Below are 25,906 nucleotides of genomic sequence, written 5' to 3'. Positions count from 1 at the left end.
TGACCGCCCGCCCGAGTGGGGATCACCCGGCGCCGGACCGTAAGTTCGATTCCGGGTGGTCAGTCGAGGTCAGGAGTGAACGAAGTGCAACGGGGCTCACGGGGCGTGCCGTCGGCATGCCCACGATCAACGACGCCGGGATCGTCGTGACGACGCTGAACAAGATTCTTGCCATCGCCGGAGTGGTCATCACGCTCGGCGGGGTGGCACTCGGCTTCCGGTCGGTCTCGGCCGGTGGCACCGTCTGCGGCTCCGCGTTCCAGCCGGCCGCCGGCATCACCCCGATGGCGTGCGACAACGCCCTGAACAGCGCCGGCACGCTGGTCACGATCGTGATCAGCGCGGGCGTGCTCTGCCTGATCGCCGCAGCGGCCGTGAAGGTCGTCCGCGACAAGGCCAGCGCCTGAGCATCGACCCGTTCCGGCTGGACGTGCCGGACAGCGAACTGGTCGACCTGCGCACACGCCTCGACCTGACGCGCTGGCCGGACGAGCTCCCCGGCGTCGGCTGGGCGTACGGCGTACCCAAGGCCTATCTGCGGGATCTGGTCGAGTACTGGCGTCACGACTACGACTGGCGCAACGCCGAGCGGCGCCTGAACGAGTGGCCGCAGTACACGACCACCATCGACGGCGCCAACGTCCACTTCGCCCACCTCCGCTCACCCGAGCCGGACGCGACTCCGCTCCTCCTGACCCACGGCTGGCCGGGCTCGTTCGTCGAGTTCACCCACGTCGCCGGTCCGCTGTCCGATCCCCGCGCGTACGGCGGTGACCCGGCCGACGCCTTCCACGTGGTGATCCCGAGCATCCCCGGATTCCCGTTGTCCGGACCGACCCGCGAGACCGGCTGGGAGCTGCTCCGCGTCGCCGAAGCCTGGTCGGAGCTGATGAGCCGCCTCGGCTACCAGCGTTACGGCGTGCAAGGCGGCGACTGGGGCGGCGGGATCTCACGGGAGCTTGGCCGGATCCACCCTGAGCAGGTGGTCGGCGTACATCTCAATCTCATCCCCGGCGCGGGCGCGACCGCCGAGCCGACACCGCAAGAGCTGGAGCCGCTCGACCCTGTCGAGCGCGAACGCACGTGGGCGTCGTGGCGGCGGTATCAGGAGTGGGCGAAGGACAGGCAGGGGTACGCCGACCTGCAATCGACGCGACCGCAGACACTGGCTTACGCGCTCACCGACTCACCGGTCGGTCAGCTGGCCTGGATCGCCGAGAAGTTCGCGGAATGGTCGGATCCGGCGAGCACCATCGACCGCGACCTGCTGCTCACCAATGTGATGCTCTACTGGCTCACGCGTACGGCGGGATCCGCCGGCCGCACCTACTACGAGCGCGCGCACGCGCCGTACTGGGGTCAGCCACCGGAGCCGTCTGCCACCCCGACCGCATTGCTGGACCTTGCGCACGACAACTTCATCCCGCTGCGCCACATCGCGGGCCGGACGAACAACGTCGTCCGCTGGACCAGCCACCCGCACGGCGGTCACTTCGCCGCGCTCGAACAACCCGGGATCCTGGTCGACGACATCCGGGCGTTCTTCAGGTCGCTGGACTGAATGCGGTGCGCCGGCATGCGCCAGGTCTTTGCCGGCGCACCTGCTCGGTCGGCAGACGATCCGGTACCCGCGGCGCAAACAATCAATCCGGCGCGAACTATCGTGACGGCATGAGTTTCACGGGTTTCCCGGCCGCCGCGCTGGACTTCTACGACGACCTCGAGATGGACAACACCAAGACGTTCTGGACGGCGCACAAGCACGTCTACGAGGAGTCGGTCCGCACTCCGATGGCGGCACTGCTGGCGGAGCTGGAGGAGGAGTTCGGCCCGGCGAAGCTGTTCCGGCCGTACCGGGACGTGCGGTTCGCCCGCGACAAGACGCCGTACAAGACGCATCAGGGCGCGTTCATCGACGTCGCGCCGTCGACCGGGTGGTACGTGCAGGTCTCGGCGCCCGGCGTGCGGGTCGCGGCGGGGTTCTACGAGGCGAGCTCGGAGCGGCTCGGCCGGGTCCGGACGGCGATCGACGACGACCGGCGCGGCAAGCAGCTCGAGCGGTTGCTGGCCGACCTCACCGGGGCCGGCTGGGAGGTCGGCGGCGAGAAGCTGAAGACCAGTCCGCGCGGGTACGACGCGGACCATCCGCGGATCGACCTGCTCCGGCACAAGTCGCTGACGGTCGGGAAGTCCTACGGCTTCGAGCCGGTGATCCACACTCCCGAGCTCGCCGACCTGGTGCGCGCCGACTGGCGGGCGACCAAGCCGCTGATCACCTGGCTGACCGACAACAGCTGAACGTCAGTCGTCGTACGTGTGCAGGATGCGGGAGAGGATGTCGCGCGTCTTGTTCGGCGGCGGGGCCGCGACGCACAGCGCTTCCATGGTGGCCGTGTAGCGGTCCAGGTCCTCGAGCTTGTCCAGATACAGCGCACTGGTCAGGTGCTCGATGTAGACGATGTCCGGCAGGTCCTGCTCCGGGAAACGCAGGATGCTGTAGGCGCCGCCGGTCGCGGCGTGGCCGCCGCCCTCGAACTCCATCACCTGGAGCGTCAGGTTCGGCATGTGGGTGGCTTCGAGCAGGTGCTCCAGCTGCAGCCGCATCGCCTTCACGCCACCGATCGGCCGGCGCAGCACCGACTCGTCGACGACGGCCCACAGCCGCACCGGGTCGGGCCGGGTGAGGATGCCCTGCCGGTTCACCCGCAGCGCGACGCGGCGCTCGACCTCGTCGGCCGGGATCAGGCCGCGGCCGAGCTGGACGACGGCTCGCACGTACTCCGGTGTCTGCAGCAGGCCGGGGACGAACTGCAGCTCGTAGGTACGGATCAGCTGGGCGGCGGACTCGAGGTCCAGGTAGGAGTGGAACCAGCTCGGCAACACGTCGCCGAAGCGGTGCCACCAGCCGGGGTTGTTCGCGTCGCGCGCGAGGGACAGCAGTCGCTCGCGCTCTTCGCCGTCGTCCAGGCCGTACAGCGTGAGCAGGTCGCTGACGTCGCGCTCCTTGAAGCCGACACGGCCGAGCTCCATCCGGCTGACCTTGGACTCCGACGAGCGGATCTCCCAGCCTGCGTCGGAGCGGCTGATCCCCGCCGCCTCCCGCATCCGTCGCAGATGCGCCCCGAGGATGATCCGGAGCGCAGTCGGCCCGCTTTGCGCGCCCGACTCGGTCACACCCACCTCCCACAGCCCCCAGCAGCTCGGCTCAGCGGCGACACCACTCCGCAGGGAGACATCATCGCATGGACGAGCGGCAATCTGCCGAAGTTCTTACATAAGCCGTCAGCCGCCACATCCACGATCACACAGCGTAGTGGTGAACCGGTCAGGCAGATCGTATTTGTCATGACAAATTAGCGTGGCGGATCGTCGTCGAACGGTGTTCGACGGGCCGCCGGGAGGTCGTCCGCAGGCGGAAACCCAAGTTTTCGGGTCACGAAGTGGAAAACGTGCGGATGCACGTGCATCCGACGCTTGCATTCGCAGCGTGCCGACGCCATGATTGATTCATGCACAGAAGGTGAGCTGAATCTCGCGAAACGTGACATCGCGTGATCCGGCGGGCCGGTCCTACAGACCGTCGGGGCGCAAGCGCCGACATGACTGGTTGGGGAACCCGAGTCGATGAACGACGACGACAGTGAGGCAGCCGAGCACACCGCCGACATGAGCGGACGCGCGCCCGACGAGCTGACCGAGCGGGAGATCCAGGAGCTGGTCGCGCGTTGCCCCGAGCAACAGCGCTGGGCCTTCGAGGGCTGGCTGCGCGGCGTCCGTCAACTCGACGGCGATCCGATCGTGAGCTTGGCCCCATGACCACCGACCGAGCAGCAGGAGGCCGAAAGATGGTGCGGATCTGGCTGGGAGACCACCTGATCGCCGAGTACCTTGCCGAGCCCGACCGCGCGTCGCGCTACCAGCGGGTGATGACGCCGAAGTTCACCGGTTTGCGAATCACCGTTGACAATTCGGCCGGCGGGACGGCGAACGAGCTGCCGAGCGAGCAGCTCTGGCCGCTCACCGTCCAGTAGTCGCTGCCTGCCCCAACCACAGCAAAGGCCGACCCTTGCCGGAGGGTCGGCCTTTGCTGTTCTCCTACGGTCCTGTACGGCGCTCTGCCGGACGCGCTCGCGTCCGCGGCGGGGCGCCGTACTGCCGCCGGTTGATTCACCGCAGACAAGAAGAGGCCCCTTCGTCACTCGCCTGGCGAAGGGGCCTCTTGCTTGCGGTGAAGTTCAGACGAGGTCGTCGAACTCCCCGTCGTTGACGCCGCCGAGGAACGCCTCGATCTCGGCCTTGGTGAACACCAGCGCCGGCCCGTCGGTGTGACGCGAGTTCCGCATCGCCACGCCGCCGCCCGGCAGCTTCGCGACCTCTACGCAGTTGCCGTTCGGGCCACTCCGCTGACTCTTCCGCCAGTTCAGCTCGGTGATCGAGTCGCCGGGCATGCCGTTGTAGACAGCAGTCATCAGCTGCACCTTCCGTACGTCTTTGGCATATGCACGTGCATTTGGCCTTGCATTTGCATCGTACACGTTTGGCGACGATGTGTCCGCTCCGTTACGCCGTGTGCCCGAAACCCTGGCCGAACCCCCTCCGTAGTCGCCGCACGTGACCGGTTTCCCGCGCCGTCCCGCGCCAAAGGCAGGAGTCACTCCGGACCCGAGGGCAGGAGTCACTCCGCCCCCCGGGGCGTGAGCGGTGAAGAGAGGCCCGGCAGCAGTACTGAAGGGCTGGTCGGCGGACTGTTCTGGGTTGGGGGATGTGCGGGTGGGGAAAGTAGGGGGTGGAGGCTGGCGGGCTGCCCGTTTGTCAGGACCTTCGGGTGATCCGAAAAGGCTTCTCTGCTTGACGAATCAGCGAATCGAGCGGTTGCTTCGGCCGACTTTCGGACCAACACACCCGCAGCGCCGAACCAGTGCTCCAACAGGTCCGCAACTGCCCTACGATGACAGTCCAGAATTCCCCCGACACGAAGGCTGCGCCGATGGCGACTTCCGACACTTCGGATCCGAACCCGGAGTTCGACACTTCCCAACCGACCATCGCTCGCGTCTACGACGCACTGCTTGGTGGTAAAGACAACTTCGCCGCCGACCGGGAAGGCGCGGGGCTCTACCTGAAGTACGTCCCGGACGCCGGTCGCTGCGCGATCGAGAACCGGCAGGCGCTGGTGAAGGGCGTGCAGTACCTGGCCCGCCGGGCCGGTATCGACCAGTTCCTCGACATCGGCAGCGGCCTGCCGACGCAGAAGAACACCCACGAGGCGGCGCAGGAGATCAACCCGCAGGCCAAGGTCGCGTACGTCGACAACGACCCGATCGTGCTCGCGCACGGCCGGGCGCTGCTGGCGACCAACCACAGCACCATCGTGGTGACCGCGGACCTGCGGCAGCCCCAGGAGATCCTGGACAACCAGGACATCAAGGACCACCTGGACTTCAGCCGCCCGATCGCGCTGATGGTCGTCGGGCTGCACATGCACTTCCACGACGACGAGAAGCCGGACGAGTGGGTCCGGACGATCATGGACGCGCTCGTCCCGGGCAGCTACCTGTTCATCACCGACTTCGTCGACACCGGTGAGCCGCTGCAGAAGGGCATGGAGCGGGCCGGCCTGGAGAGCCTCGGCAACGGGTGGATCCGGACCCCGGAGCGGATCGAGCAGCACTTCCTCGGCATGCCGCTGATCCCGCCGGGCCTGGACTTCCTGGCCCGCTGGTTCCCGGAGGACCCCGAGGGCGACATCCCGGCCGTCGAGGACCTGCAGCCCTACCAGCGCATCCTGATGGCGGGTATCGCCAAGAAGGAAGCCTGACCCCAGCACTCCGCGAGGCGCGCGTCCCGGCACCGGGGCGCGCGCCTTTCGCATGCGGGTGGATGGAAGGGCCGGCGCGGATCGGCAAGGTCCGACGGCGAGCTCCTGAAGACGGTCAAGTCGTGTCAGGCGGAGACAGCGGCTCAGTTGAGCTGGCTCCGGACCCGGATCAAGCAGGCGGCTCCGCAGGCTCTGATTGCGGCGAAGTGAGCGGCTTGGTGGCCGGGCCGTCGAGGTTCTGGCCGGTGTAGCTGAAGCGGGAGCCGTGGCAGTTGCAGTCCCAGGTGGTGTCGGCGGCGTTCCAGCGCAGCGGGCAGCCGAGGTGGGTGCAGACCGGGTCGACGGTGTGGAGCTCGCCGTCGTGGTCGCGGTAGCCGCCGACGGTGCTGCCGTCCTCGAGAGTGAGCAGGCCGCCCTGGCCGACCTCGAGGTGGTCGAGTCCGCCCTTCAGCCGGCCCAGGTGCCCGCTCGCGAACTCCTTGCCGACGTGGAGGTTGTCCTTCACCAGTTTCGCCACGGCCTGGACGTCGCCGATCCGGCCGGCGTCGTACAGGCTCGCCGTCGGGTTGTCGCGGTCGAGGACCAGGTCGCGGAGAATGCCGGCGGCAACGGTTCCGTTGCTCAGGCCCCACTTGTTCATGCCGGTGGCAACCAGGACCGGGGACCCCGGCGCCTTGCCGACGAACGGGAGCAGGTCCGGCGTGCTGTAGTCGTGCGCCGACCAGCGGTACTCCGGCACGGCCTCGAAGCCCCACGCGTCGCCGACCCAGTCGACCAGGTTCTGGTACGTCGACGCGGCGTCGCTGTCCTCGTCGCTGCCGACGACGATCAGCCCGTTCGGGCCGCCGCCCGGCCACGGACGGGTCGACCGCACGGACGAGTCGACAGAGATCGCCATCCCGCGCGGCGCTTCGACCGGCAGCCGTACGGCGATGCCCTGCGACTGACTCGGACTGGTCCGCGCGAAGTACCCGCCGGTGAGCCCGAACGGCAGCAGGGTCGCCACGACCGCGTGGTTGGCGCGGACCAGCGGGCCCAGCGCGGTCACTGCCTGGATGTCGTGGTCGGTGTTCAGCTCGGTCACCCGGCTGTTCTCGAAGATCCGGCCGCCGGCCTGGGTGAACGCGGTCGCGAGCCCGGCCACGTACTGGGCCGGGTGGAGCTGGACCTGGTCATCGAAGCGGACGACCTCGGCGACCTTCAACGGCAGGTCGAGCTCGTCCGGGTCGGCGAAGCGGGCCGGGAGCCCGAGCGCGGCCGCGACATCGGCCTCGCGGCGCAGCGTCGACTCGGGTGCCGACGAGTAGACGAAGGCCGGCGAACGGGTGAGCTCGCAGTCGATGCCGAGCCGGTCCACCAGGGCGGCGACCTCCTCGACGGCGGCCTGGTTGGCGGCCGCGTACTGGCCCGCCTTGCCGGGACCGTGCCGATCGAGCAGGTCGGCGTAGATCGCGCCGTGCTGGGACGTGACCTTTCCGGTGGTGTTGCCGCTGGTCCGCCCGCCGACCCGGCCGGCCTCCAGCAGTACGACGTCCGCGCCCTCCTCCTGGAGGTGCAACGCGGTGGTCAGTCCGATCACGCCGGCGCCGACCACGACCACGTCGGCGTGCTTGTCGGCGAGGATGCTGTCGTACTGCGGAATCGTCGCGGTCGCGAGCCACACGGAACCTTGCGTCGTCATGTGGTTCCGGTACCCGCGCGGGGCGATCTCAGTGCTGCCGCTCGACCAGGAGGGCGAGCCGGCGGAGGGTCTCGTGGTTGCGGATGCTCAGGATCGGGGCGAGCAGGTTGTGCGGGAGCGCGGCGGCCGGTCCCTTGACTGCCTGCTCGCGCATGATCAGGTGGCAGAAGCCGTCACGGTCAGTGGCGACGAACTCCACCTGCCCCTCGCCGGTCGGCCAGGCGCGCACGCGGAGTTGCAGGAAGCGCAGCGGCTCGTACTGCTGGACCGTGGTGGTGTCGTCGATGACCAGCGGCCAGATCCCGACCGAGTGGTGCAGGCTGTGACCGGGTTGCGGGAACCCCTCCTCGACAGCCCGCACCCGGGATGCCCCGACCACCCAGGACGCGTACGTCCACCCGTCGGTCAGGACCGCGAACACGTCGGCCACCGGCGCGCGGATCAACCACTCGTTCTCCGTCATGGAGGGCCGGTACCCAGGCCGACGCATGACATCTGGACCGGTTGGGTACGGGCTTCAAGCAGGCATGACCGTGGTCCAGATACGTGCCACGCCGTGACTCACTGTCGCGAGGTCATACCAAATGGTCACCGTAGATCAGCAGGTTCCTGTTCATTGTTCGACCGCGGCCGACCGGGCCGCCCGGGAAGCAGCCACCCGAAAGCTGATGGAACGCAGGGCTGCCAGCACCGACGAGGACGAGCGCCAGCAGCTGCTCGAACAGGTCGTCGAGCTCAACATCGAGATGGCTCGCGGGATCGCGCGCCGGTTTCGCGGCCGCGGCGCCGAGGCCGACGACCTGGAGCAGGTCGCGTACCTGGGCCTGGTGAAGGCCGCCCACCACTACCGCCTCGACGCCGACACACCGTTCATCGGGTTCGCCATCCCGACCATCCGGGGCGAGGTGAAACGCTACTTCCGCGACTGCGCGTGGACGGTGCGGATCCCGCGCCGGCTGCAGGAGATGCAGGGCACGATCGCCACCAAGCTGCCGCTGCTCGAGCAGCAGCTGAACCGCGAGCCCACCCCGGCCGAGATCGCCGAGCACCTGGACGTCGAGGTCACCGAGGTCGAGCAAGCGCTCGCTGCCAAGGGTTGTTTCAACGTCCTGTCGCTCGACCGTCCGTCGGACGTGGACGCCGACCTGACGCTGGCCGACGTCGTCGCCGACACCGAGGACGGCAGCATCGACCAGCTGGAGACGGTCGAGATGCTGCAGCCGGTGCTGTCCGAGCTCGGGCCGCGCGAACGCCGGATCCTGCAGCTGCGGTTCGTCGAGGGCTGGACCCAGTCCGAGATCGGCCGCGACATCGGCGTCAGCCAGATGCAGGTCTCCCGCGTCCTGCGCAAGATCCTGGACGACCTCCGCGCCAAGCTGACACCCCTCCCCGCCGCGGCGTAGTCCATGCCGGTGCTTGCCCGGGGCAACCCCGGGCAGGTGCCGGCTGCGCCGTGACGCCGGGCGGTCGTGCGTCGTTCATCTCTCCGTGCTCATGGTGAGGACTCACCCGTCCGGGATGGTCACGCCGGGCCCCGGGTGGTTGCACAATGGGGGAAACGACGGATGGAGTCGGTGGTCTTGGCGTTCCGGATGTTCAGGACGGTGCCCGCGGACGCGGTCGCCATCGTGCGGTCGTACCCGCCGATGGTGATCTGCTTCGCGGCCGCGTTGACCGGAACGGCGCTGGTCTTCGACGTCTTCTACCTGATCGCGAGTCCCGGGCTCACGCTGGCGCTGGTCTACACCGTGCCGGTCCTGGCCGGGCTGATCGCCGGCCTGGTCGCGGCGGCCGACGACGTCGGGCTGGAGCGCGCGGTGCTGCTGCGCACCGTCGGCGTGGCCGTCGCCTTCGGCCTCACGAACGCCGTCGTGGTGGCGATGCTCGCCGCGATGCGCCGGACCGACCCGTCGAACTGGGGCGCCGGCGGCCAGGCGGTGCTGTTCGCCGGGTGCACGGTGGTCTCGGTCGCCATCTCGATCGTTGCCGTCAGCAAGTTGATCGACGCGCTCGGCCTCGAGCTGCGGACCAAGCTGGCGCGCCGCCCGGTCCCGGTCCCGGTCGCCGCGGCGGCGGTGGCGGCGCCCAGGCCCCGGGTGAGCAAGGAGTCCGCCGCTCGCGCCGAGCCCGCGCCGGTCCCGGCGCCACCACCGCCACCGTCCCCGGACGACGAGGAGACGATCCACATCTACGTCCCGCCGCCGCCGAAGATCGTGGACCTCGAGGAGGCCCGTCCGGTCACCGCGAGCGAGTCCACCGGCCACGCCGACCGGTTGGTCCCGCGGGTACGTCGTACCGCTGTCCGCCGTGCTCACAAACCCGGCCGGCGTCCGGGGCGGTAGCTAGCACGTCTGGTCGGTGGCTGGGAGGCGGCCGGTGATCAGGTAGGACACGACGCGGTTGTCGACGCAGTCGTTGCCGTACTCACCGAAGATGCCGTGCTTGCGCGCGTTCTTCAGGGTCAGCAGGCGCGCCTTGGTCAGGCCCTTCTGCAGTTGCGCGGCGTTCGCGTAGATCGCGCGCGGGTCGCCGTCGGCCGCGACGATCAGGGCCGGCTCCTGGTTCGCGATCCGGGTCGGCGGCTCCTGCGGCCGCACCGGCCAGAACGCGCACGGCGAGATCATCCGGGTCAGTGAGCCGAAGTACGGCTCGTCGCGCCGGTGCTTCTGGATGTCGCGCCAGTAGGTCTGCGGATCCCGCGACACCGCCCGGTCGCCGCACGGGATGGCGATCTGCGCGCTGACGAGCTGCGAGAACGCCGGAGTCAGCAGCAACTCGAGGAACCCGCCGAGCTTCTCGCCCGGCTCGACCGGCCCGTTGGTGGCCTTGAGCAACGTCTGCACGAACTCGGCGTAGGTCGCCCGGGCCGGATCACGGTCGTCCGCCAGCGGCCCGAACAGCACCATCGGCATCGAGCCTTCGTCGAGCGTGTACGTCCCGATCCGCAACCCCTTCTCGGCTGTCATCCGGTAGATCCGGTCGATCTTGGCCAGCACCTGCGCGGTCGTCGTACCCAGCTGGTACGTCGAGTGCCGGGCAGCCGCCCAGCTCGCCCAGGCGCGCAACGCGGCCTCGTTCGCCGGGCCGACCTCCCGTAGCAGTTGCGGTCCGTACTTCGACGGATCCATCGGTCCGTCCAGGAGGACACGATCCGTGCGGCCGGGGAACAGTTGCAGGTAGACCGCGCCGAGATAGGTGCCGTACGAGTAGCCGAGGTACGAGATCTTTTCCTCGCCGAGCGCGATCCGGACCTGGTCGATGTCCCGCGCAGTGTTCCGGGTGGTGATGTACTGCAGCACCGATCCCGCGTTCTTGGCGCACTGGGCGGCGATGTCGGCCTGCTGGCGAGTGGAACGCACGAACGACGACCGGTCGCTGCCGCCGGACCACGGCCAGCCCGCCACCGGCAGCTTGCAGTCCACTGGGGTACTGCGACCGACGAACCGCGGATCGAGTCCGATCAGGTCGTACCGCGACCCGGCTTCCTTCATCGCGACGCGCAGCCGCAGCGGCATGGTCAGGCCGGGACCACCCGGACCGCCGTCGTTGAGCACCATCGCGCCGATCCGGTCACCGGTCGCCTTCAGCCGCGACATCGCGATGGTGATCTTCGGCCCGTCCGGCCGGCTGTAGTCGAGCGGCACCTTCAGCTCACCACACTTCGCGCCGGCCCGATCCAGCTCAGCGCCCTCGGCGTCGGCCGCGTTGAGCTGACACTGCCGCCATTGAATCGCGGGCGGTGGTTCTTCCGTGGCATGTGCCGTACCCGACAACAGCGCCAAGACCAGTAGCAGTTTCATCGATCCTCCTCGAAGTCACTCTTGACGCTAGAGATCGGCGAGCCCCGGCACAGTGCGCCTGAGACCCGCTTGGAGGTCGCGTGCGCGCTACCGCTTCGCGACACTGGGAGGCGTGTGGGATCTCGTGGTGGTCGGGGCGGGGCCGGCTGGGGCTTCGGCGGCGTTGGGGGCGTTGGCCGTGGATCCCGGCTTGTCGGTGCTGCTCCTGGATCGGTACGACTTCCCGCGGGACAAGGCGTGCGGGGATGGGATCGCACCACACGTGTTCGACCTGCTCGCCGAGGTCGGCGTCACCGGGATCGTCGACGACTGGACGCCGGTACGGCGGTTCACGCTGACCCGCGGCGCGGTCGGAGTCGACCGCGACATGGCCCGGCCGAACTGGGTGGTGCCGCGGACCGTCTTCGACCAGCGGCTCGCCGAGGCGGCCCAAGCGGCGGGAGCCGACCTGGTCCGGCGGCGCGTCCGCGGGATCCGGATCGCCAGGGACTCCATCACCGTGGACGGTGAGCTCGAGGCCCGGTTCGTCGTCGGTGCGGACGGCGCGCACTCCGTCGTACGGCGGGATCTCGGGGTGCCGCCGGGGCCGGTCGCGCTCGCGATCCGTGGGTACGCACCGACCCCGTCGGACCGGGCGGCGAGTCAAGTGATCGCTTACGGCCCGGGCCGGCAACCGTCGTACGCCTGGTCCTTCGACCGCGGCGACGGCTGGTCGAACGTCGGGTACGGCGAGCAGCTGACGGCCAGTCGCCCGCGCCCCACCCGAGCCGACCTGCTCGCGCACCTGGAGGAGCTACTGCCGGGAGCGACCGACGGCGGGAAGTCCTGGTGGGGTCATCACCTGCCGCTCTCGAGCTGGTCCTGGCGTCCGCAGCGCGGCCCGGTGATGCTCGCCGGTGACGCCGCCGGGCTGATCAACCCGATGACCGGCGAGGGCATCTACTACGCCGTCGCGACCGGTTTGCTGGCCGGCCGAGCGGTCGCCGAGGCCCTGCGCGACAACAGCACCGACGCTGGTACGTCGTACCGTCGCCAAACGAGCCGTCTCCTGGCGAAGCACCTTCGGCACACCGCGCTCACCGCCCAGCTGACCCGCAGCGCCCGCGTCCTCAACGCCGGTATCCGCGCGGCCGCGGCCGACCAGGCGATTTTCGACGACCTGGTCGAGCTCGGCCTCGCCGACGGCCTCATCACCGGCCGCCTGCTGCGCTCGCTCGTCGTGTGACATCGTGAGCGGGTGGACTTTCCGACGACTGCGTGGCAAGGGGTTGAGCTCGAGCAGCGGCTGGCGTGGGCGCGGCGCTGGATGCGGCGAACCGCGGCGGCGGCCGGGCGGTTGCCGGACATGGCGTCCGTGCGGCTCGCGGTCACCGCGCACCTCGATCTGAAGTCCGCGCTGTTCCTCCAGGCGTACCGGGAGGCCGGCGCCGCTGTGATCGTGCATCCCGCCGACCCGGCGACGACCCGGCCCGACGTCCAGCGACTGGTCGAGACCTGGGGGATCGAGGTCACCGACCCAGGCGCCTGTGTCGAGTGGGGGCCGACGCACACCGTCGAGATGGGCGGCGACATCGTGGTCGAGGCGGCGGCGCGCGGGTACGACGGCGTGGTCGCGGGGATCGAGATGACGCGGACCGGGCTCAACCGGGTCGCCGGGCTGGCGTTGTCCTACCCGGTGTTCGACCTGGACGGCGTACCGCTGAAGAACCAGTTGCACAACCGGTTCACGGTCGGCACGAGCACCTGGCACACGGTCGTCGCCCGGACGCAGCTCTCGCTGAACGGCCTCGACGTCCTGGTCGTCGGGTACGGCGAAGTCGGCGCCGGCCTGGCCCGGACCGCGCGGGGCCTCGGCGCGATCGTGCAAGTCGCCGAGGTCGATCCGGCGCGCGCCCTGGTCGCGTCGTACGACGGCTTCGAGGTCGTCGGACTCGGCGGCGACCGGGCCGACATCGTGGTCACCGCGACCGGGCGGACCGGGACCGTCTCCGCGGACGTGATCAGCGGCCTGAAGGACGGGTGCCTGATCGTCAACGCCGGTCACTCCCCGGACGAGATCGACCTCGCGGCCCTGGGCGCCGGTGCGCCGGCGATCCCGTCGGTCACGAGTCATCGGGTCGGCGGCCGGGAGATCCTGCTGTTCGCCGGCGGGCACGTGGCCAACCTGGCGGCGGGGGACGGTGACAGCCTGAACGCCTTCGACATCACCGCCGCGCTGATCGTGGACTCGGCCGGCTGGCTGGTGGCCCACGGCAACGAGTATCCAGCCGGCCTGCACCCGTACCCGGGCCCTAGCTGAGCGCTGCCAGCTGGTCCGGGGAGAGCCGGGTGGGAGTCGGCACGGCCGTGTAGGTGTCCGGCGTCGGCTGATCGAGGACGACCGGGTCGGTGTACTCGGCGTACTTGGTCGCGTTGAGGAGTGCCTCGGTGATGCGCTCAGGTGCCCACCCCAGGGCTCCGGCCAGCTCGTCGGCGGTGAGCGGACGGGGAGCGTGCAGAAGCGCGGCGAGCACGGTGAAGGCGTCGTCGATGACCTCGAAGGCCGGCCCGCCGGCCATGTCCTCGCCCAGGCGGTGGAAGAAGTCGGCCATCTTGCCCAGGCGCACGCCGGCAGGTGATTCGGGGCCGAGGAGCTCGGCGCCTTCGGCGGCGGTCTCGGCCCAGTTCAGGTTGGTCCGGGCGCTCACCTTCCAGGCGTGCACCCAGACGTCCTCGGCGATGATGTAGTGCTGCAGCCGGCGGCGTGGGTCGGGCTCGCGGTGGATCATGCCGACCTGCTCGAGATAGCCGACCGCCTTCGAGACCGACGCCGGGCTGACCCGCAGGACCTGGACGAGCTCGGACGCGGTCAGGCTGCTGGAGTCGGCCGTGTACAGCTGCGCGAGCACGCGAGCCGCCATCCGCGGGACCCCGCCGTCGACCATCATCGCGGCGAACCGCTCGGCGAAGTCCTGCACGACCGCCCGGTCCCCATCGGCCGGCGAGGTGTCCGGACCGGCCGGCCTGCTGCGCCGGGCCCGTGAGCTGGTCGCGTAGTGGGCGTGGTCAGCCCGGTAGCCCTGGGCGCCGCCGTTGCGGGCGACCTCGCGGCTGACGGTCGACGTCGGCCGATCCAGCTCCCGGGCGATCTCGGCGTACCCGAGCCCGGACTCCAGGCCCTCCGCGATCCGCCGCCGATCCTCGTGCGTCAGCCTGCCACCCGGCATCGGCGCCTCCTCGGTGCGTTCATCGTCAGGTCATTGCAACGTCCGATTGCATTCGATCTCATCGTCATTGCACAGATTGCCAGGTTTCGCCAAGAAAGTCAGGGCCTTTCGCCCTTTCGTGCGTTGCCGGGTACCTGAACGCAACGTAGCTTTCAGGGATCGGAAAACGAAAGGAGCCGCCCATGGTGCTGGCAGTGGACGGCCTGCGGATGCGCTACGGCGACATCGAGGTCCTGCACGACGTCTCGTTCCAGGCCCGGCACGGCGAGGTCGTCGCCCTGCTCGGCCCGAACGGTGCCGGGAAGAGCACGACCATCGAGATCCTGGAGGGATTCCGGCTGCGGTCGGCCGGGACGCTCGAGGTGCTCGGCGTCGACCCGGCCCATGGAGACGAGCGCTGGCGGTCGCGGCTCGGCATCGTGCTGCAGTCCTGGCGCGACCACGGCAACTGGCGAGTCCGGGAGCTGCTGCACCACCTCGGTACGTACTACGCGCCGTACTCGACGAGCACCATCGACCGGCCGTGGGACACCGACGAGCTGCTGGCGGCAGTCGGCCTCACCGAGCACGCGGGCCAGAGGATCAAGACCCTGTCCGGCGGCCAGCGGCGCCGCCTCGACGTCGCGATCGGGATCGTCGGCCGGCCCGAGGTCCTGTTCCTGGACGAGCCGACCACCGGCTTCGACCCACAGGCCCGCCACGAGTTCCATGACCTGGTACGACGCCTCGCCGCCGAGCACGCGACCACGATCCTGCTCACCACCCACGACCTGGACGAGGCCAGCAAGCTTGCGCACCGCATCCTGATCCTCACCGACGGCCGGATCGTGGCCGCAGGTTCGCCGGCCGAGCTGACCGCGCTGATCGCCGGCGAGGACGAGGTCCGCTGGACCCTCGACGGACAGCACCACCGCAAGTCCACCGCCGACTCGACAGAGTTCGTCCGCGGCCTCTTCGGCCAGTACGGCGCCGCCGTCCGAGAACTCGAGGTACGGCGGGCCTCCCTGGAAGACACGTATCTCGCGCTGGTGCGCGGAAAGGAGCCGGTGGCATGAACGCGTCCGCCGTCCGGGCCGGCTGGAAACGCGGCCTGATCGAGCTGCGCCAGTCCTTCACCAACGGACCCGAGCTGTTCAGCCACTTCCTCTGGCCGGTGCTGATGCTGGTCGCGTTGTTCTTCCTGCGGGACCGCGACTTCGGCTCCACCGGGTTCCTGCTCGGTGCGCTCGCGTTGCCGAGCATCCTGGGCATGAACGCGGCGATGGGCATGGTCAGCATGAGCCAGCAGCTCACCGCGGACCGCGAGGACGGCACCCTGCTGCGGGCCAAGGCGACCCCGAACGGGATGCCGGGCTACCTCGTCGGCAAGGTCGTCTCGGTGGCCGGCGGGACGCTCGCCGACCTGGTCATCCTGCTGATCCCCGGCCTGTTCATCGTGGACGGGCTCGCGCTCGGCTCGGCCGCCGGGTGGCTGACCCTGGTGTGGGTGCTGGTGCTCGGGATGGTCGCGACGCTGCCGATCGGCGCGGTCCTCGGCTCGGTCTTCACCACCGCCCGGTCCCAGGGGCTGATCCAGCTCCCGGTGCTCGGCCTGATCGCGATCTCCGGCATCTTCTACCCGATCACCGCGCTGCCGGACTGGCTGGAATGGATCGGCCAGCTCGGTCCGATCTACTGGATGGGCCTCGGGATGCGGTCGGCGCTGCTGCCCGACAGCGCGGTCGTGGTCGAGATCGACGCCTCCTGGCGGCACCTGGAGACGGCCGCGGCGCTCGGCGTCTGGGCCGGGATCGGGCTGGCCGTCGCGCCCGTCGTACTGCGCCGGATGGCCCGGCGGGAGTCCGGCTCGAAGGTCGCCGAGCGCCGGGAACGAGCGCTGCAGCGGGTCGCCTGAAAGCATTGTGAAAGGTGTGTTGAGCCCGCCCGCCCGATCTCGGCGAGGAGGAACCGTGGTGGCGGCAGGAGACCGGCGGCTGAACGTCTGAGATGGTCGGGGGATGGGCGACCAGATGGACGTGTGGGCGGTGCGGCGGCCCGGGCCGATCGACGGCGGGTCGTTGCGGCGGGAGCGCCGTACGGTGCCGGAAGCGGGGCCGGGGGAGGTGCTGGTCAAGGTCGAGGTGTGCGGGATCTGCCGGACGGACCTGCACCTGTGTGAGGGGGACCTGGAGCCGCGGCGGCCGGGCGTCGTACCCGGTCATCAGGTAGTGGGATCGGTGGTCGGGCGAGCGGCCGGGGCTGAGCGGTTCGAAGTGGGGGATCGGGTCGGGATCGCGTGGTTGCGCGGGACCTGCGGGTCGTGCGAGTTCTGCCGCGCGGGATCCGAGAACCTGTGCCCGCGGTCGTCGTACACGGGCTGGGACGCGGACGGCGGTTTCGCCGAGTACGCCGTCGTGCCGCAGGACTACGCGTACGCGCTGCCGGCCGACCGCCCCGCCGAGGAGCTGGCGCCGTTCCTGTGTGCGGGGATCATCGGCTACCGCTCGCTGCTGCGGGCGAACCTGCCGCCGGGCGGTCGACTCGGCATCTACGGCTTCGGCTCGAGTGCGCACCTCACGGCCCAGCTCGCGACCGCACAGGGCGCCGAACTGTTCGTGATGACCCGCGGCGAGCGGAATCGGGAGCTGGCCCGCTCCCTTGGTGCCGCGTACGTCGGTGAGACTGCCGACCGACCGCCCGTCGCGTTGGACTCGGCGATCGTGTTCTCACCGGCCGGTGAGGTCGTGCCGTACGCGCTCGAGGCGGTGAAGCCCGGCGGGACGGTCTCGGTGGCGGGGATCCATCTGACGGACGTCCCGGCGCTGAACTACGAGCGTCAGCTCTTCCACGAGCGCGACCTGCGCAGCGTCACCTCCAACACCCGGCGGGACGGCGAGGAGCTGTTCCGGCTGGTCGCCCGGCTGCCGGTCCGCGCCCACACCACCGTCGTCCCGTTCGAGAGCGTCGACCGGGCGCTGTCCGACGTCGCGCACGGGCGGGCCGCCGGCTCGCTGGTCGCCGTACTTAACGTTTGAACCGTTCGGGGCCGTAATTCGTTAGAACTGGGTGAAGATTCAATCCGGGGTGGGGTCCGGGCTTCAGCACTGACGACTAGCTGCGTTAGATTTGATCAAATCTTACCGGGCTACCAGGGAGTGTGAGCGCCATATGCGAGGTCTGACCAGGCAGGTGTGGTCGGTCCTTGCGGCTGCCTTCCCGGGTGCCACGCCGCTCCAGGACGGGCAGTGCTGAGCAGGGTTCTCGGCGCGGTGGGTGTGGTCCTGCTGATCGCCGGGGTGGTGTTCGCCGTCCGCCCGGTCACCGTCGACGGCCGGGACTGCGGCTCGGTCTTCCAGCCGGACAAGGGCATCACGCCGATGCAGTGCGACCCGCGGCTGGACACCCGCGGCGATCTCGTGGTCGGTCTCGGCACCGGCGGCGTCGCCTTCGTGCTCACCGGATTCGCGGTCGCCGCGGTCCGCGACCGCCGTACCCGCGTCACCTCCTGAGCCCGCCGGCGTCCCCGGGCATGCTTGACCTTCACACAGTGTCAAGCCGGAAGGTGGGGGCATGTTCACCATCGGGGACTTCGCGGCGTTCGGGCAGGTTTCGGCCCGGATGCTCCGGCACTACGACGCGATCGGGTTGCTCCGGCCGGCGGTCGTCGACGAGGCGACCGGGTACCGGCGCTACTCGGCCGCGCAGCTCAGCCGGCTGAACCGGATCATCGCGCTGAAGGATCTCGGGTTCAGCCTGCAGCAGGTGCACGAGATCGTCGACGCCAAGCTGTCCGCGGAGGAGCTCCGCGGCATGCTGCGGCTGCGACGGGCGCAGCTCGAGGACGAACTGGCACGCAGCGCGTCCCAGCTCATCAGTGTCGAGGCGAGGCTCCGGCTGATCGAGAAGGAAGGTCACATGCCCACCGACGACGTAGTCCTGAAACACATCGCCCCGACCCGGGTCGCCCAGCTCACCGCGCTCGCCAAGAGCTACGACGGTGAGGACATCGGCCCGGTCATCCAGCCGCTGTTCGGCCAGCTGATGGACCGCCTCGGCGCGGCCGGCGTGGTCCCGTCCGGCTCGCCGGTCGCGTACTACGAGGACGCCGAGGACGACCAGATCCTCGTGCACGCCGCCGTACCTGTCGACGCCGACACAGTGGCCGACGTCGACGTGCACGAACTACCGGAACTCGAGCAGGCCGCGACCATCGTGCACCAAGGAGACATGTACGAGGCGGACCGCAGCATGCAGACCCTCGCCCGCTGGATCGAGGACAACGGGTACCGCAGCCAGGGCTACGCCCGGGAAGTCACGCTGCAGTTCGACCCGGAGAACCCCAACAACTGGGTGCACGAGTTCCAGATCCCGGTCACACGTCCAGACTGACGGTCGCGAACGAGTGCGGTGGCAGCGTGACCCGCAGGCCGCGCGGGTCCGCTGCCAGGTCGGTGAGGGCTACCGGCGCCACCGCGCCCGGATCCGCGGGGGTGTTGTGCGACTGCGGCTTCGATGCCGTGAGCAACCGTCCGGCCGGGTTGCGGAACTCCGCGCCCCGTAGGTCCAGGACGATGTCGGCCGGCGAGCTCGGGTCCAGGTTGCTGACCGAGATCAGCGCCTTGCCGTCCTTCACGCTGGCCGACGCGGACAGCAGGTCCATCGACTTGCCGTCCAGCTCGTACGGATCCGGCTGCTCGACCACGTGCACCGGGACCGACGTCGCGTCGTGGTGGCCCTTGTTCATCTCGAACACGTGGTACGTCGGTGTGAGCACGAGCCCACCGTCGTCGTCGGTCAGCAGCATCGCCTGCAGCACGTTGACCGTCTGGGCGATGTTCGCCATCACCAGCCGGTCCGCATGCCGGTGGAACACGTCGAAGTGCACGCTCGCCACCAGCGCGTCCCGCAGCGCGTTCTGCTGGAACAGGAACCCGGGGTTGGTGCCCGGCTCGACGTCCCACCAGGTGCCCCACTCGTCCAGCACCAGGCCGACCTTGCGCTCCGGGTCGTAGGCGTCCATCACCGCGGAGTGGCCGCGGATGATCCGGTCGATGTCCTGCGCCTTGATCAGCGTCCGGTAGTAGTCGTCGAGGGCGAACTCGGTCGCGCTGCCCTTGCTGTCCCAGGTGCCCGCGATCGTGTAGTAGTGGAACGAGATCGCCTGGAAGATGTTCTTCGGCTCCCGGCCGCACCCCAGGCAGCTGATCGCCTTCATCAGCGCCTCGGTCCAGGCCAGGTCGTAGTCGGACGCGCCGGCCGCGATCCGGTAGAGCTCGTTGTCGCCGTAGCTGCGGCAGAAGGTGGCGTAGCGGCGGGCCAGGTCGGCGTACGCCTCGGCGCGCATGTTGCCGCCGCAGCCCCAGGTCTCGTTGCCGACGCCCCAGAACGGAACCTTCCACGGCTCGTCCCGGCCGTTCGCCTTGCGCTGCCGGACCATCGGGCTGTCACCGTCGCGGGTCAGGTACTCGACCCACTCGCTCATCTCCTGGACGGTTCCGCTGCCGACATTGCCGTTCACGTACGGGTCGGCGCCGAGCAGCTCGCACAGCGCCATGAACTCGTGCGTGCCGAAGTGGTTGTTCTCCTCGACGTTGCCCCAGTGCGTGTTGATCATCGACGGCCGGTCGGCCTTCGGGCCGATGCCGTCCTTCCAGTGGTACTCGTCGGCGAAGCAGCCACCCGGCCAGCGCAGGTTCGGGATGTTCAGCGCTTTCAGGGCCTCGACCACGTCGAGCCGGATGCCGCCTTCGTTCGGCAGAGCGGAGTCCTCGCCGACGTAGAAGCCGCCGTAGATGCACCGCCCCAGGTGCTCGGCGAAGTGCCCGTACAGGTGCCGGCTGATCGCCGGGCCGGAAACGTCCAGGTCGATCACGACCCGCGACGACGATGCCTTGGACAACTAAGTCTCCTTGGTTTGCTGGTGTTTCAGACAGTACGACGCAGGTCGAGAGCGACCGGTGCGTCGCGGTCGCAGCCGAGCCGGTCCCCGTCCGCGCGCAGCGCCGCGACGTGGATGTCGGTCAGCCGCTGCTGGTCGACCACGTTGTCGACACGGGACCGTTCAGGGGTCGCGCCGGCCTTGGCCAGCAGGTCCTTGTTGTAGAGCACGCCCGGTCGCGGAGTACATCTCCACCCTGCAGTCGCGGATCCGAGCCGGTACGGCGGCCGACGTGTTCGCGATCGCGGCCGAGAACAAGACGAACCTGATCAACGGCAAGGGCCGCCAGAGTGCGGCGTTTCCTCATCGCAACTCCAGAAGGTGTTGAGGGGGTTGCTTCTTGCCCCGTGCGTGCTGCGCGGCACTCGGCGGCGCATCTCGCCGCACCGGTGCAAAGGTCACGATGCTCCGCATCGAGCCCTTCGCCCCGGCACGCCGAGCTACACCCCCGAGCACCTGCTCGCGACTGCACGGGACAAGAAGCAACCCCCTAAGGTATGGACCATGAGGAAGGCATCCACCGTGGTGACGATGGCCGACGTGGCGCGGTCCGCGGGGGTGTCCACGATGACCGTGTCGAACGTGATCAACGGCCGGCCGCGGGTTGGCGCGGCGACCCGGGAACGGGTGCTGGCGGCGATCAGCGACCTCGGCTACCAGGTCAACCTGGCCGCCCGCCACCTGCGCGCGGGCCGCACCGGGGTGGTCGGCCTCGCGGTTCCGGAACTGGAACGCCCGTACTTCGCCCAGCTGGCCGGCCGGCTCGCCGACCGGTTCGAGGCACACGGACTGCGGATCGTGATGGAGCGCACCGGCGCCAGCCGCGAGGGCGAGCTGGACGCGGTCGCCTTCTCCCGGCTGCGGATGTACGACGGACTGATCCTCAGCGTGGTCGACATCGACCCGGCCGAGCTGACCCAGATCCGGACCGACGCGCCGGTGGTGCTGATCGGTGAGCGGGCGCTGCCGTCGCGCTTCGACCACGTGATGATGGACAACGTCGACGGCGCCCGGCAGGCGACCGCGCACCTGCTGGCCACCGGGGCCCGGCGGATCGCCCTGCTCGGCGGCAACCCGGACACCAGCGCGAACATGCCGGCGCTGCGGGCCGAGGGCTACGCGATCGCGCACACCGAGGCCGGTGTGGCGATGGATCCCGAGCTGGTCGTCCGGTGCAACTTCCGGCTGCAGGACGGGTACGACGGGATCCGGGCACTCGTCGACGGCGGGATCGCCTTCGACGCGGTGTTCGCGCTGACCGACGTGGTGGCGATCGGGGCGCTGCGGGCGCTGGCCGATGCCGGGCGCCGGGTGCCGGAGGACGTCCAGGTGGTCGGGTTCGACGATATCGACGAGGCGTCGTACCTGGTCCCGTCGCTGTCCTCGGTGAACCCCGGCCACGACGAGATGGCCGACGCGATCACGTCGCTGCTCGTCGCCCAGATCACCGGCGGCCCGACCGGCGACCCGCAGGAACTGGTCGTCCCCGCCGAGCTCATCCAGCGCGGCACGACGAACCCCGCCGCCTGACCGCACTGCAGACCTCATCGAAACTCCCGGGAGGGTGACTGTTCGACAGAGGTATATCGATAAACCTAACCAGTCTGCAAGAGGTCGACTCGAAGGAGTCTCCGAGCGGGTGCGGGCGTGGCTCAGCCCGGCGCCGCCGCTGGTGGCGAGAGCGCCGGGCTGGATCTGGGGTGTCAGCTAGGCGTGGGGGAGCGCCGGCCGCGGCCCTTGCCCTGGAGGGTGGGAACGTCGCCAGGCTCTTCGTGAACGGTCCATTGGGCGTCCACGGACTTCACGCCCGGGATCCGTTTGACGGCGTGCCGGGTCGCCTTCTCCTCGGCGGCGAGCATGTCGCCGACCAGGGTGACGGTCCCGTTGTCCACGCGGACCTGGACCGCGTGCGGATGGCTCGCGTGCCGTCCGAGCTCGGCCCGGACGCGATCGTGCAGGACCGAGTCGTCGGCCGAGCGCCCGGTGACGCGGTAGCGGGCGGCCATCGCCATCCCGCGTCCGCGGTTCGTCATGTTCCGGGACAGGCCGCTCATGCTCGCGCCCATCCCGCGGCCGACGTTCGCGGACCCGTCCCGCAACCGGGCTCGTCGTGCGCGGCCTCTGTCCGGGTCCAGCAGATACTCGGTCACCACCCCGGCACAGACACTCGCCACGGCAAGCCCGGCGGTCTTGAGGAACGGATGCCCGTGATCCTTCACCGCGATACCGCGGCGCCGGGTACTGCGGTCGACGATCAGTCGCATCTTCTCTCACCCTCTCGATGGTTGCTCACCGATCGGGTACCCATTCGGGCGCAGCGAAACCGTCACCGCTCCAGCAGGGTGGCAATCTCCGTCATCTGCTCGTCCCGCAGCGGCCCGAACTCCATCGCCCGCGCGTTCTGCTCCGCCTGCTCGACAGTGCGGAAACCAGGGATCGGAACGGTCCGCGGGCTCCGTGCCCACAGCCAGGCCAGCGATCCCTGCGCCAGCGTCCGTCCGTCGCTCTCCAGTACGTCGCGAATCGCCGACACCTTGTCCCACCACTCCGGCGCGGGCACGCCGCCCTTGTCGAAGTACCGCAACCAGGCCGGCGGCAGCGTGCGGATGTCCGCGCCGGTGGCCGGCTGGTTCGCGTCGCGGCGACCCAGGAGGCCCATTCCCAAAGGCGTTCGGTTGATGCTGGCCAGGTCGGCGCGTTCGCAGAGCGCGAAGAACTCCGGCGCGTCGTGCAGGACGCTGGCCTCGTGCTGCACCGCCGAGCAGTGCTTGCCTTCAGCAAAGAACTCCGCGCTGGCCAGGGTGTCCGTGCTCCACGCGTAGCTGCGGATCAGCCCTTCGCGGACGAGATCCTCACACGCCTCCCGCAACGGCAGCGCGACCTCGTTGGTCGTGTCGCAGTGCAGTTGGTAGACGTCGATGTAGTCGGTCCCGAGCCGGTCGAGCGACGCCCGGACCGCCTTGGCGACGTACTCGGCCGACTTGTCCTGGTGGTGCATGACGCCGGTCGACTCGTCGAAGGTGTTGCCCCACTTGGTCGCGATCACCACCTGGTCCCGCATCCCCGCGAGCGCCTTGCCGAGCACGCGCTCGCTGTGCCCGGCGCCGTACACGTCGGCGGTGTCGAAGAACGTCACGCCGAGCTCGACGGCCCGCCGGATCGCCCGCACCGACTCGTCGTCGTCGACCTCACCCCACCCCAGCGGCTCCCCGGCCGGATTCGTGAACGGACCGCCGATCGCCCAGCATCCGAACCCCACCGGGCTGACCTCGATACCGACTCGTCCCAAAGCACGTTTCTCCATACTCCGAGCCAACCAGCACTGCGGTCAGACGTCCAATGCATCTTTGAAGCACAGTCGATGCACGCAGAACATCAACTCACGCCGGTGACCCCGCCCGCGTCGTCGGTGGTGTAGAGACCCTTGGACAGATCCAACACGACCAAAGGATTGCCGAACGGGTCCGCGACGACGGCGCACCGGCCGACCGGGATGTCGAAGGGGGCCGTGATCAGCCGGCCGCCACGGCTGACGATCTGCTCGGCCGCCTCGTCGGCCGAGGTCACCAGCCAGCTCGGCGCGTAGTCGAGGCCGGTTGCGAGCACGATCTCGGTGTCGCTGTCCGGCAGCCGCAGCCCGGCCTGGCCGATCTCGTCGTTCCGCCACACCAACTCGTGTCCGAGCGCGTCCCGGTAGAACGCCAGCCCTCGGTCGAGGTCCGGGACTCGCACCGTCACCGCATCCACTGCCCGAAGTAGTCCGCTCATGCGTTCCAGGATGCCCCCTGGACGGTTCCGCAACTGTTAGGTAACCTTCCTAACAATTATCGACCCCGCGCCCCCGGAGGTTGTCATGAGGTTTCGTTGGTTGAGTGTCGCGCTACCGGCCGTGCTGGCCGGCGCCGTCGCCGGATCGAGCGCGGATGCGCGGACGGCCGCGGATGTGCTGCTGTCACAGGGAAAACAGGTCGTTGTCTCCAGCATCGAAGACGACACGTTGAGCGGTCCAGCAGCGGTCGACGGGAGTACGGCGACCCGCTGGGCCAGTGCGGAAGGGGTCGATCCGCAGTGGATCCGGGTCGATCTCGGCCAGCCGGCCACGGTACGCCGGGTGAAGCTGAACTGGGAGGCCGCCTACGCGAAGGCCTACCGGATCGAGATCTCCGACGACGGCAGCACGTTCCGCACCATCAAGGACGTTGCCGATGGCAATGGCGGCACCGACGACCTGACCGGCTTGCAGGCGCACGGTCGGTACCTGCGTCTCGTCGGCACCAAGCGCGGCACGTTGTACGGCTATTCGCTCTGGGAACTCCAGGTCTACGGCACCACGGACTCCGCCGGCGACACCCAACCACCGAGCACGCCCACCGGACTCACGGCAACCGATATCACCGCTACGACGGCGGCACTCACCTGGACCGCCTCGACGGACAACGTCGGCGTGAGCGGGTACGACGTAGTGCGCAATGACACCGTGGTCGCGTCCACCACGACGACGCAGTACAACGACACCGGCCTGGCCGCTGACACGTCGTACACGTACTCGATCCGGGCCCGCGACCTGGCCGGAAACCAGTCGCCGCCGAGCCAACCCGTCACGATCCGGACCCGTGCGGGTGGCGCCGGCCAGTTCGTCCTCGCGGCGGCCGGTGACATCGCGGATCGGTGCACGCCCGACGACTCGAGCTGCGTCCATCCCAAGACCGCTCGCCTGGTCGAGGCGATGAAGCCCGCCGCGGTGCTGACCATGGGGGACAACCAGTACGACGACGCACACCTGTCGGACTTCCGGAACTACTACGACAAGTCCTGGGGCCGGTTCAAGAGCATCACGAAGCCGGTGCCCGGCAACCACGAGACGTACGACGACGTGCCGTTCGAGGGCTACCGCAAGTACTTCGGCTCGATCGCGACCCCGCAGGGCAAGAACTACTACAGCTGGGACCGCGGCAACTGGCACTTCGTCGCGCTCGACTCGAACGACTTCTCCGGTGAGCACGGCCTGGCCGAGCCGCCGCAACTCACCTGGCTGAAGCAGGATCTCGCCCGGAACACCAAGCGCTGTGTCGCCGCCTACTACCACCACCCGCGGTTCAGCTCCGGCGACCACGGTGACAACCCGGAGACGGCCGAGTTGTGGCAGACCCTGGTCGGCGCGAAGGTCGACTTGGTGCTCAACGGCCACGACCACCACTACGAACGCTTCCTGCCGCAGAACGCCGACGGCGACCCGGACCCGAACGGCCCGGTCCAGATCATCGGCGGCACCGGCGGCATGACGCTGTACGACGTCCACGCCGAGCATCCGGCGACGGCCAAGCTGCTGCAGGACTTCGGCGTACTGAAGTTGTCGATGACCGACACGACGTTCAGCAGCCAACTGATCGGTCTCGACAACCGGGTGCTGGACAGCAGCCCGACGTACACCTGTCACTGACGGGCTGACGGCAGATGTATCTCGCCGGAACCCGGGCCGGGGCC

General features: G+C 69.4%; 28 protein-coding genes. 17 read left to right on the top strand and 11 right to left on the bottom strand.

Features of this window, described 5'->3' with window-relative positions; all coding sequences use genetic code 11:
- Positions 1–116: 116 nt before the first annotated feature.
- From ACWCOV_RS01315 to ACWCOV_RS01305, 3 genes are all read left to right on the top strand, one after another.
- Positions 117–407, top strand: a complete 291-nt coding sequence (locus tag ACWCOV_RS01315; RefSeq protein ID WP_449827212.1) for a hypothetical protein — start codon at positions 117–119, stop codon at positions 405–407.
- Positions 353–1,561: an epoxide hydrolase family protein gene (locus ACWCOV_RS01310; protein WP_449827293.1), complete on the top strand. Its 1,209-nt coding sequence runs from the start codon at positions 353–355 to the stop codon at positions 1,559–1,561. The genes ACWCOV_RS01315 and ACWCOV_RS01310 overlap by 55 nt, the downstream gene beginning before the upstream one ends.
- Positions 1,562–1,671: 110 nt before the next feature.
- Positions 1,672–2,298 (top strand): DUF2461 domain-containing protein, encoded by a 627-nt coding sequence (locus ACWCOV_RS01305; RefSeq protein ID WP_449827211.1) that lies wholly within the window; start codon positions 1,672–1,674, stop codon positions 2,296–2,298.
- Positions 2,299–2,301: 3 nt separating this feature from the next.
- Here ACWCOV_RS01305 and ACWCOV_RS01300 read toward each other — a convergent pair whose 3' ends face one another.
- Complete coding sequence (locus tag ACWCOV_RS01300) at positions 2,302–3,174, bottom strand: helix-turn-helix domain-containing protein (RefSeq protein ID WP_449827210.1); 873 nt, start codon at positions 3,172–3,174, stop codon at positions 2,302–2,304.
- 450 nt (positions 3,175–3,624) lie between these two features.
- On the opposite strand from ACWCOV_RS01300, the gene ACWCOV_RS01295 reads away from it, so the two are divergent.
- Complete coding sequence (locus tag ACWCOV_RS01295) at positions 3,625–3,816, top strand: hypothetical protein (RefSeq protein WP_449827209.1); 192 nt, start codon at positions 3,625–3,627, stop codon at positions 3,814–3,816.
- Between the two features lie 29 nt (positions 3,817–3,845).
- Entirely contained in the window at positions 3,846–4,031 is a 186-nt protein-coding gene (locus tag ACWCOV_RS01290) for a hypothetical protein (protein WP_449827208.1), read from the top strand.
- Positions 4,032–4,235: 204 nt separating this feature from the next.
- On the opposite strand, the gene ACWCOV_RS01285 is transcribed toward ACWCOV_RS01290, so the two are convergent.
- On the bottom strand, positions 4,236–4,469 hold the full coding sequence (locus ACWCOV_RS01285; protein ID WP_360524982.1) for a DUF397 domain-containing protein: 234 nt from the start codon (positions 4,467–4,469) through the stop codon (positions 4,236–4,238).
- Between the two features lie 518 nt (positions 4,470–4,987).
- On the opposite strand from ACWCOV_RS01285, the gene ACWCOV_RS01280 reads away from it, so the two are divergent.
- Positions 4,988–5,818 (top strand): SAM-dependent methyltransferase, encoded by an 831-nt coding sequence (locus ACWCOV_RS01280; protein WP_449827207.1) that lies wholly within the window; start codon positions 4,988–4,990, stop codon positions 5,816–5,818.
- A gap of 169 nt (positions 5,819–5,987) precedes the next feature.
- On the opposite strand, the gene ACWCOV_RS01275 is transcribed toward ACWCOV_RS01280, so the two are convergent.
- Both ACWCOV_RS01275 and ACWCOV_RS01270 read right to left on the bottom strand, forming a co-directional pair.
- The gene (locus tag ACWCOV_RS01275) at positions 5,988–7,499 is read right to left on the bottom strand and encodes an FAD-dependent oxidoreductase (RefSeq protein WP_449827206.1); all 1,512 of its coding nucleotides are present in this window, start codon (positions 7,497–7,499) and stop codon (positions 5,988–5,990) included.
- 28 nt (positions 7,500–7,527) lie between these two features.
- Complete coding sequence (locus tag ACWCOV_RS01270; protein WP_449827205.1) at positions 7,528–7,962, bottom strand: SRPBCC family protein; 435 nt, start codon at positions 7,960–7,962, stop codon at positions 7,528–7,530.
- A 205-nt stretch (positions 7,963–8,167) separates the two neighbouring features.
- Here ACWCOV_RS01270 and ACWCOV_RS01265 point away from each other — a divergent pair, with 205 nt between their 5' ends.
- Positions 8,168–8,902, top strand: coding sequence for a SigB/SigF/SigG family RNA polymerase sigma factor (locus ACWCOV_RS01265; RefSeq protein WP_449827204.1), 735 nt, complete (start codon positions 8,168–8,170; stop codon positions 8,900–8,902).
- Positions 8,903–9,064: 162 nt separating this feature from the next.
- A complete protein-coding gene (locus tag ACWCOV_RS01260; RefSeq protein ID WP_449827203.1) occupies positions 9,065–9,841 on the top strand; it encodes a hypothetical protein in 777 nt (258 codons plus the stop codon).
- Here ACWCOV_RS01260 and ACWCOV_RS01255 read toward each other — a convergent pair whose 3' ends face one another.
- A complete protein-coding gene (locus ACWCOV_RS01255) occupies positions 9,842–11,299 on the bottom strand; it encodes an alpha/beta hydrolase (protein ID WP_449827202.1) in 1,458 nt (485 codons plus the stop codon). It lies immediately after the preceding gene.
- Positions 11,300–11,411: 112 nt separating this feature from the next.
- Between ACWCOV_RS01255 and ACWCOV_RS01250 the strand changes: the two genes are divergently transcribed.
- Entirely contained in the window at positions 11,412–12,524 is a 1,113-nt protein-coding gene (locus tag ACWCOV_RS01250; protein WP_449827201.1) for an NAD(P)/FAD-dependent oxidoreductase, read from the top strand.
- A gap of 12 nt (positions 12,525–12,536) precedes the next feature.
- Positions 12,537–13,598: a hypothetical protein gene (locus ACWCOV_RS01245; RefSeq protein WP_449827200.1), complete on the top strand. Its 1,062-nt coding sequence runs from the start codon at positions 12,537–12,539 to the stop codon at positions 13,596–13,598.
- Here ACWCOV_RS01245 and ACWCOV_RS01240 read toward each other — a convergent pair.
- Positions 13,591–14,505: a MarR family transcriptional regulator gene (locus ACWCOV_RS01240; protein WP_449827199.1), complete on the bottom strand. Its 915-nt coding sequence runs from the start codon at positions 14,503–14,505 to the stop codon at positions 13,591–13,593. The genes ACWCOV_RS01245 and ACWCOV_RS01240 overlap by 8 nt on opposite strands.
- Positions 14,506–14,687: 182 nt before the next feature.
- Between ACWCOV_RS01240 and ACWCOV_RS01235 the strand changes: the two genes are divergently transcribed.
- The 5 genes from ACWCOV_RS01235 (at position 14,688) to ACWCOV_RS01215 (ending at position 18,873) form a co-directional block, all read left to right on the top strand.
- Entirely contained in the window at positions 14,688–15,560 is an 873-nt protein-coding gene (locus ACWCOV_RS01235; RefSeq protein ID WP_449827198.1) for an ABC transporter ATP-binding protein, read from the top strand.
- Positions 15,557–16,399, top strand: coding sequence for an ABC transporter permease (locus ACWCOV_RS01230; RefSeq protein ID WP_449827197.1), 843 nt, complete (start codon positions 15,557–15,559; stop codon positions 16,397–16,399). Before ACWCOV_RS01235 ends, ACWCOV_RS01230 begins: the two co-directional genes overlap by 4 nt.
- Positions 16,400–16,502: 103 nt before the next feature.
- On the top strand, positions 16,503–17,519 hold the full coding sequence (locus ACWCOV_RS01225) for a zinc-dependent alcohol dehydrogenase family protein (protein ID WP_449827196.1): 1,017 nt from the start codon (positions 16,503–16,505) through the stop codon (positions 17,517–17,519).
- Positions 17,520–17,729: 210 nt separating this feature from the next.
- On the top strand, positions 17,730–17,993 hold the full coding sequence (locus ACWCOV_RS01220; RefSeq protein ID WP_449827195.1) for a hypothetical protein: 264 nt from the start codon (positions 17,730–17,732) through the stop codon (positions 17,991–17,993).
- A gap of 61 nt (positions 17,994–18,054) precedes the next feature.
- Positions 18,055–18,873: a MerR family transcriptional regulator gene (locus tag ACWCOV_RS01215; RefSeq protein ID WP_449827194.1), complete on the top strand. Its 819-nt coding sequence runs from the start codon at positions 18,055–18,057 to the stop codon at positions 18,871–18,873.
- Here ACWCOV_RS01215 and ACWCOV_RS01210 read toward each other — a convergent pair.
- Positions 18,857–20,383 carry an alpha-N-arabinofuranosidase gene (locus ACWCOV_RS01210; RefSeq protein WP_449827193.1) on the bottom strand — a complete coding sequence of 509 codons (1,527 nt, stop codon included), beginning with the start codon at positions 20,381–20,383 and terminating at the stop codon, positions 18,857–18,859. The genes ACWCOV_RS01215 and ACWCOV_RS01210 overlap by 17 nt on opposite strands.
- 26 nt (positions 20,384–20,409) lie before the next feature.
- Positions 20,410–20,592, bottom strand: coding sequence for a hypothetical protein (locus ACWCOV_RS01205; RefSeq protein WP_449827192.1), 183 nt, complete (start codon positions 20,590–20,592; stop codon positions 20,410–20,412).
- Positions 20,593–20,926: 334 nt separating this feature from the next.
- Between ACWCOV_RS01205 and ACWCOV_RS01200 the strand changes: the two genes are divergently transcribed.
- Positions 20,927–21,952: a LacI family DNA-binding transcriptional regulator gene (locus ACWCOV_RS01200; RefSeq protein ID WP_449827191.1), complete on the top strand. Its 1,026-nt coding sequence runs from the start codon at positions 20,927–20,929 to the stop codon at positions 21,950–21,952.
- A 173-nt stretch (positions 21,953–22,125) separates the two neighbouring features.
- On the opposite strand, the gene ACWCOV_RS01195 is transcribed toward ACWCOV_RS01200, so the two are convergent.
- The 3 genes from ACWCOV_RS01195 to ACWCOV_RS01185 all read right to left on the bottom strand — a co-directional run bounded on the left by ACWCOV_RS01195 (position 22,126) and on the right by ACWCOV_RS01185 (position 24,190).
- Complete coding sequence (locus tag ACWCOV_RS01195; RefSeq protein ID WP_449827190.1) at positions 22,126–22,686, bottom strand: BON domain-containing protein; 561 nt, start codon at positions 22,684–22,686, stop codon at positions 22,126–22,128.
- 62 nt (positions 22,687–22,748) lie between these two features.
- Positions 22,749–23,726 carry an aldo/keto reductase gene (locus ACWCOV_RS01190; RefSeq protein WP_449827189.1) on the bottom strand — a complete coding sequence of 326 codons (978 nt, stop codon included), beginning with the start codon at positions 23,724–23,726 and terminating at the stop codon, positions 22,749–22,751.
- Between the two features lie 71 nt (positions 23,727–23,797).
- On the bottom strand, positions 23,798–24,190 hold the full coding sequence (locus ACWCOV_RS01185; RefSeq protein ID WP_449827188.1) for a VOC family protein: 393 nt from the start codon (positions 24,188–24,190) through the stop codon (positions 23,798–23,800).
- 85 nt (positions 24,191–24,275) lie between these two features.
- On the opposite strand from ACWCOV_RS01185, the gene ACWCOV_RS01180 reads away from it, so the two are divergent.
- Complete coding sequence (locus tag ACWCOV_RS01180; protein ID WP_449827187.1) at positions 24,276–25,862, top strand: discoidin domain-containing protein; 1,587 nt, start codon at positions 24,276–24,278, stop codon at positions 25,860–25,862.
- Positions 25,863–25,906: the final 44 nt, after the last annotated feature.

The sequence above is a fragment of the Kribbella sp. NPDC002412 genome, from assembly GCF_053592935.1.
Note: the sequence above shows the minus strand (reverse complement) of the source record. Positions and strands in the feature narration are given on the sequence as shown.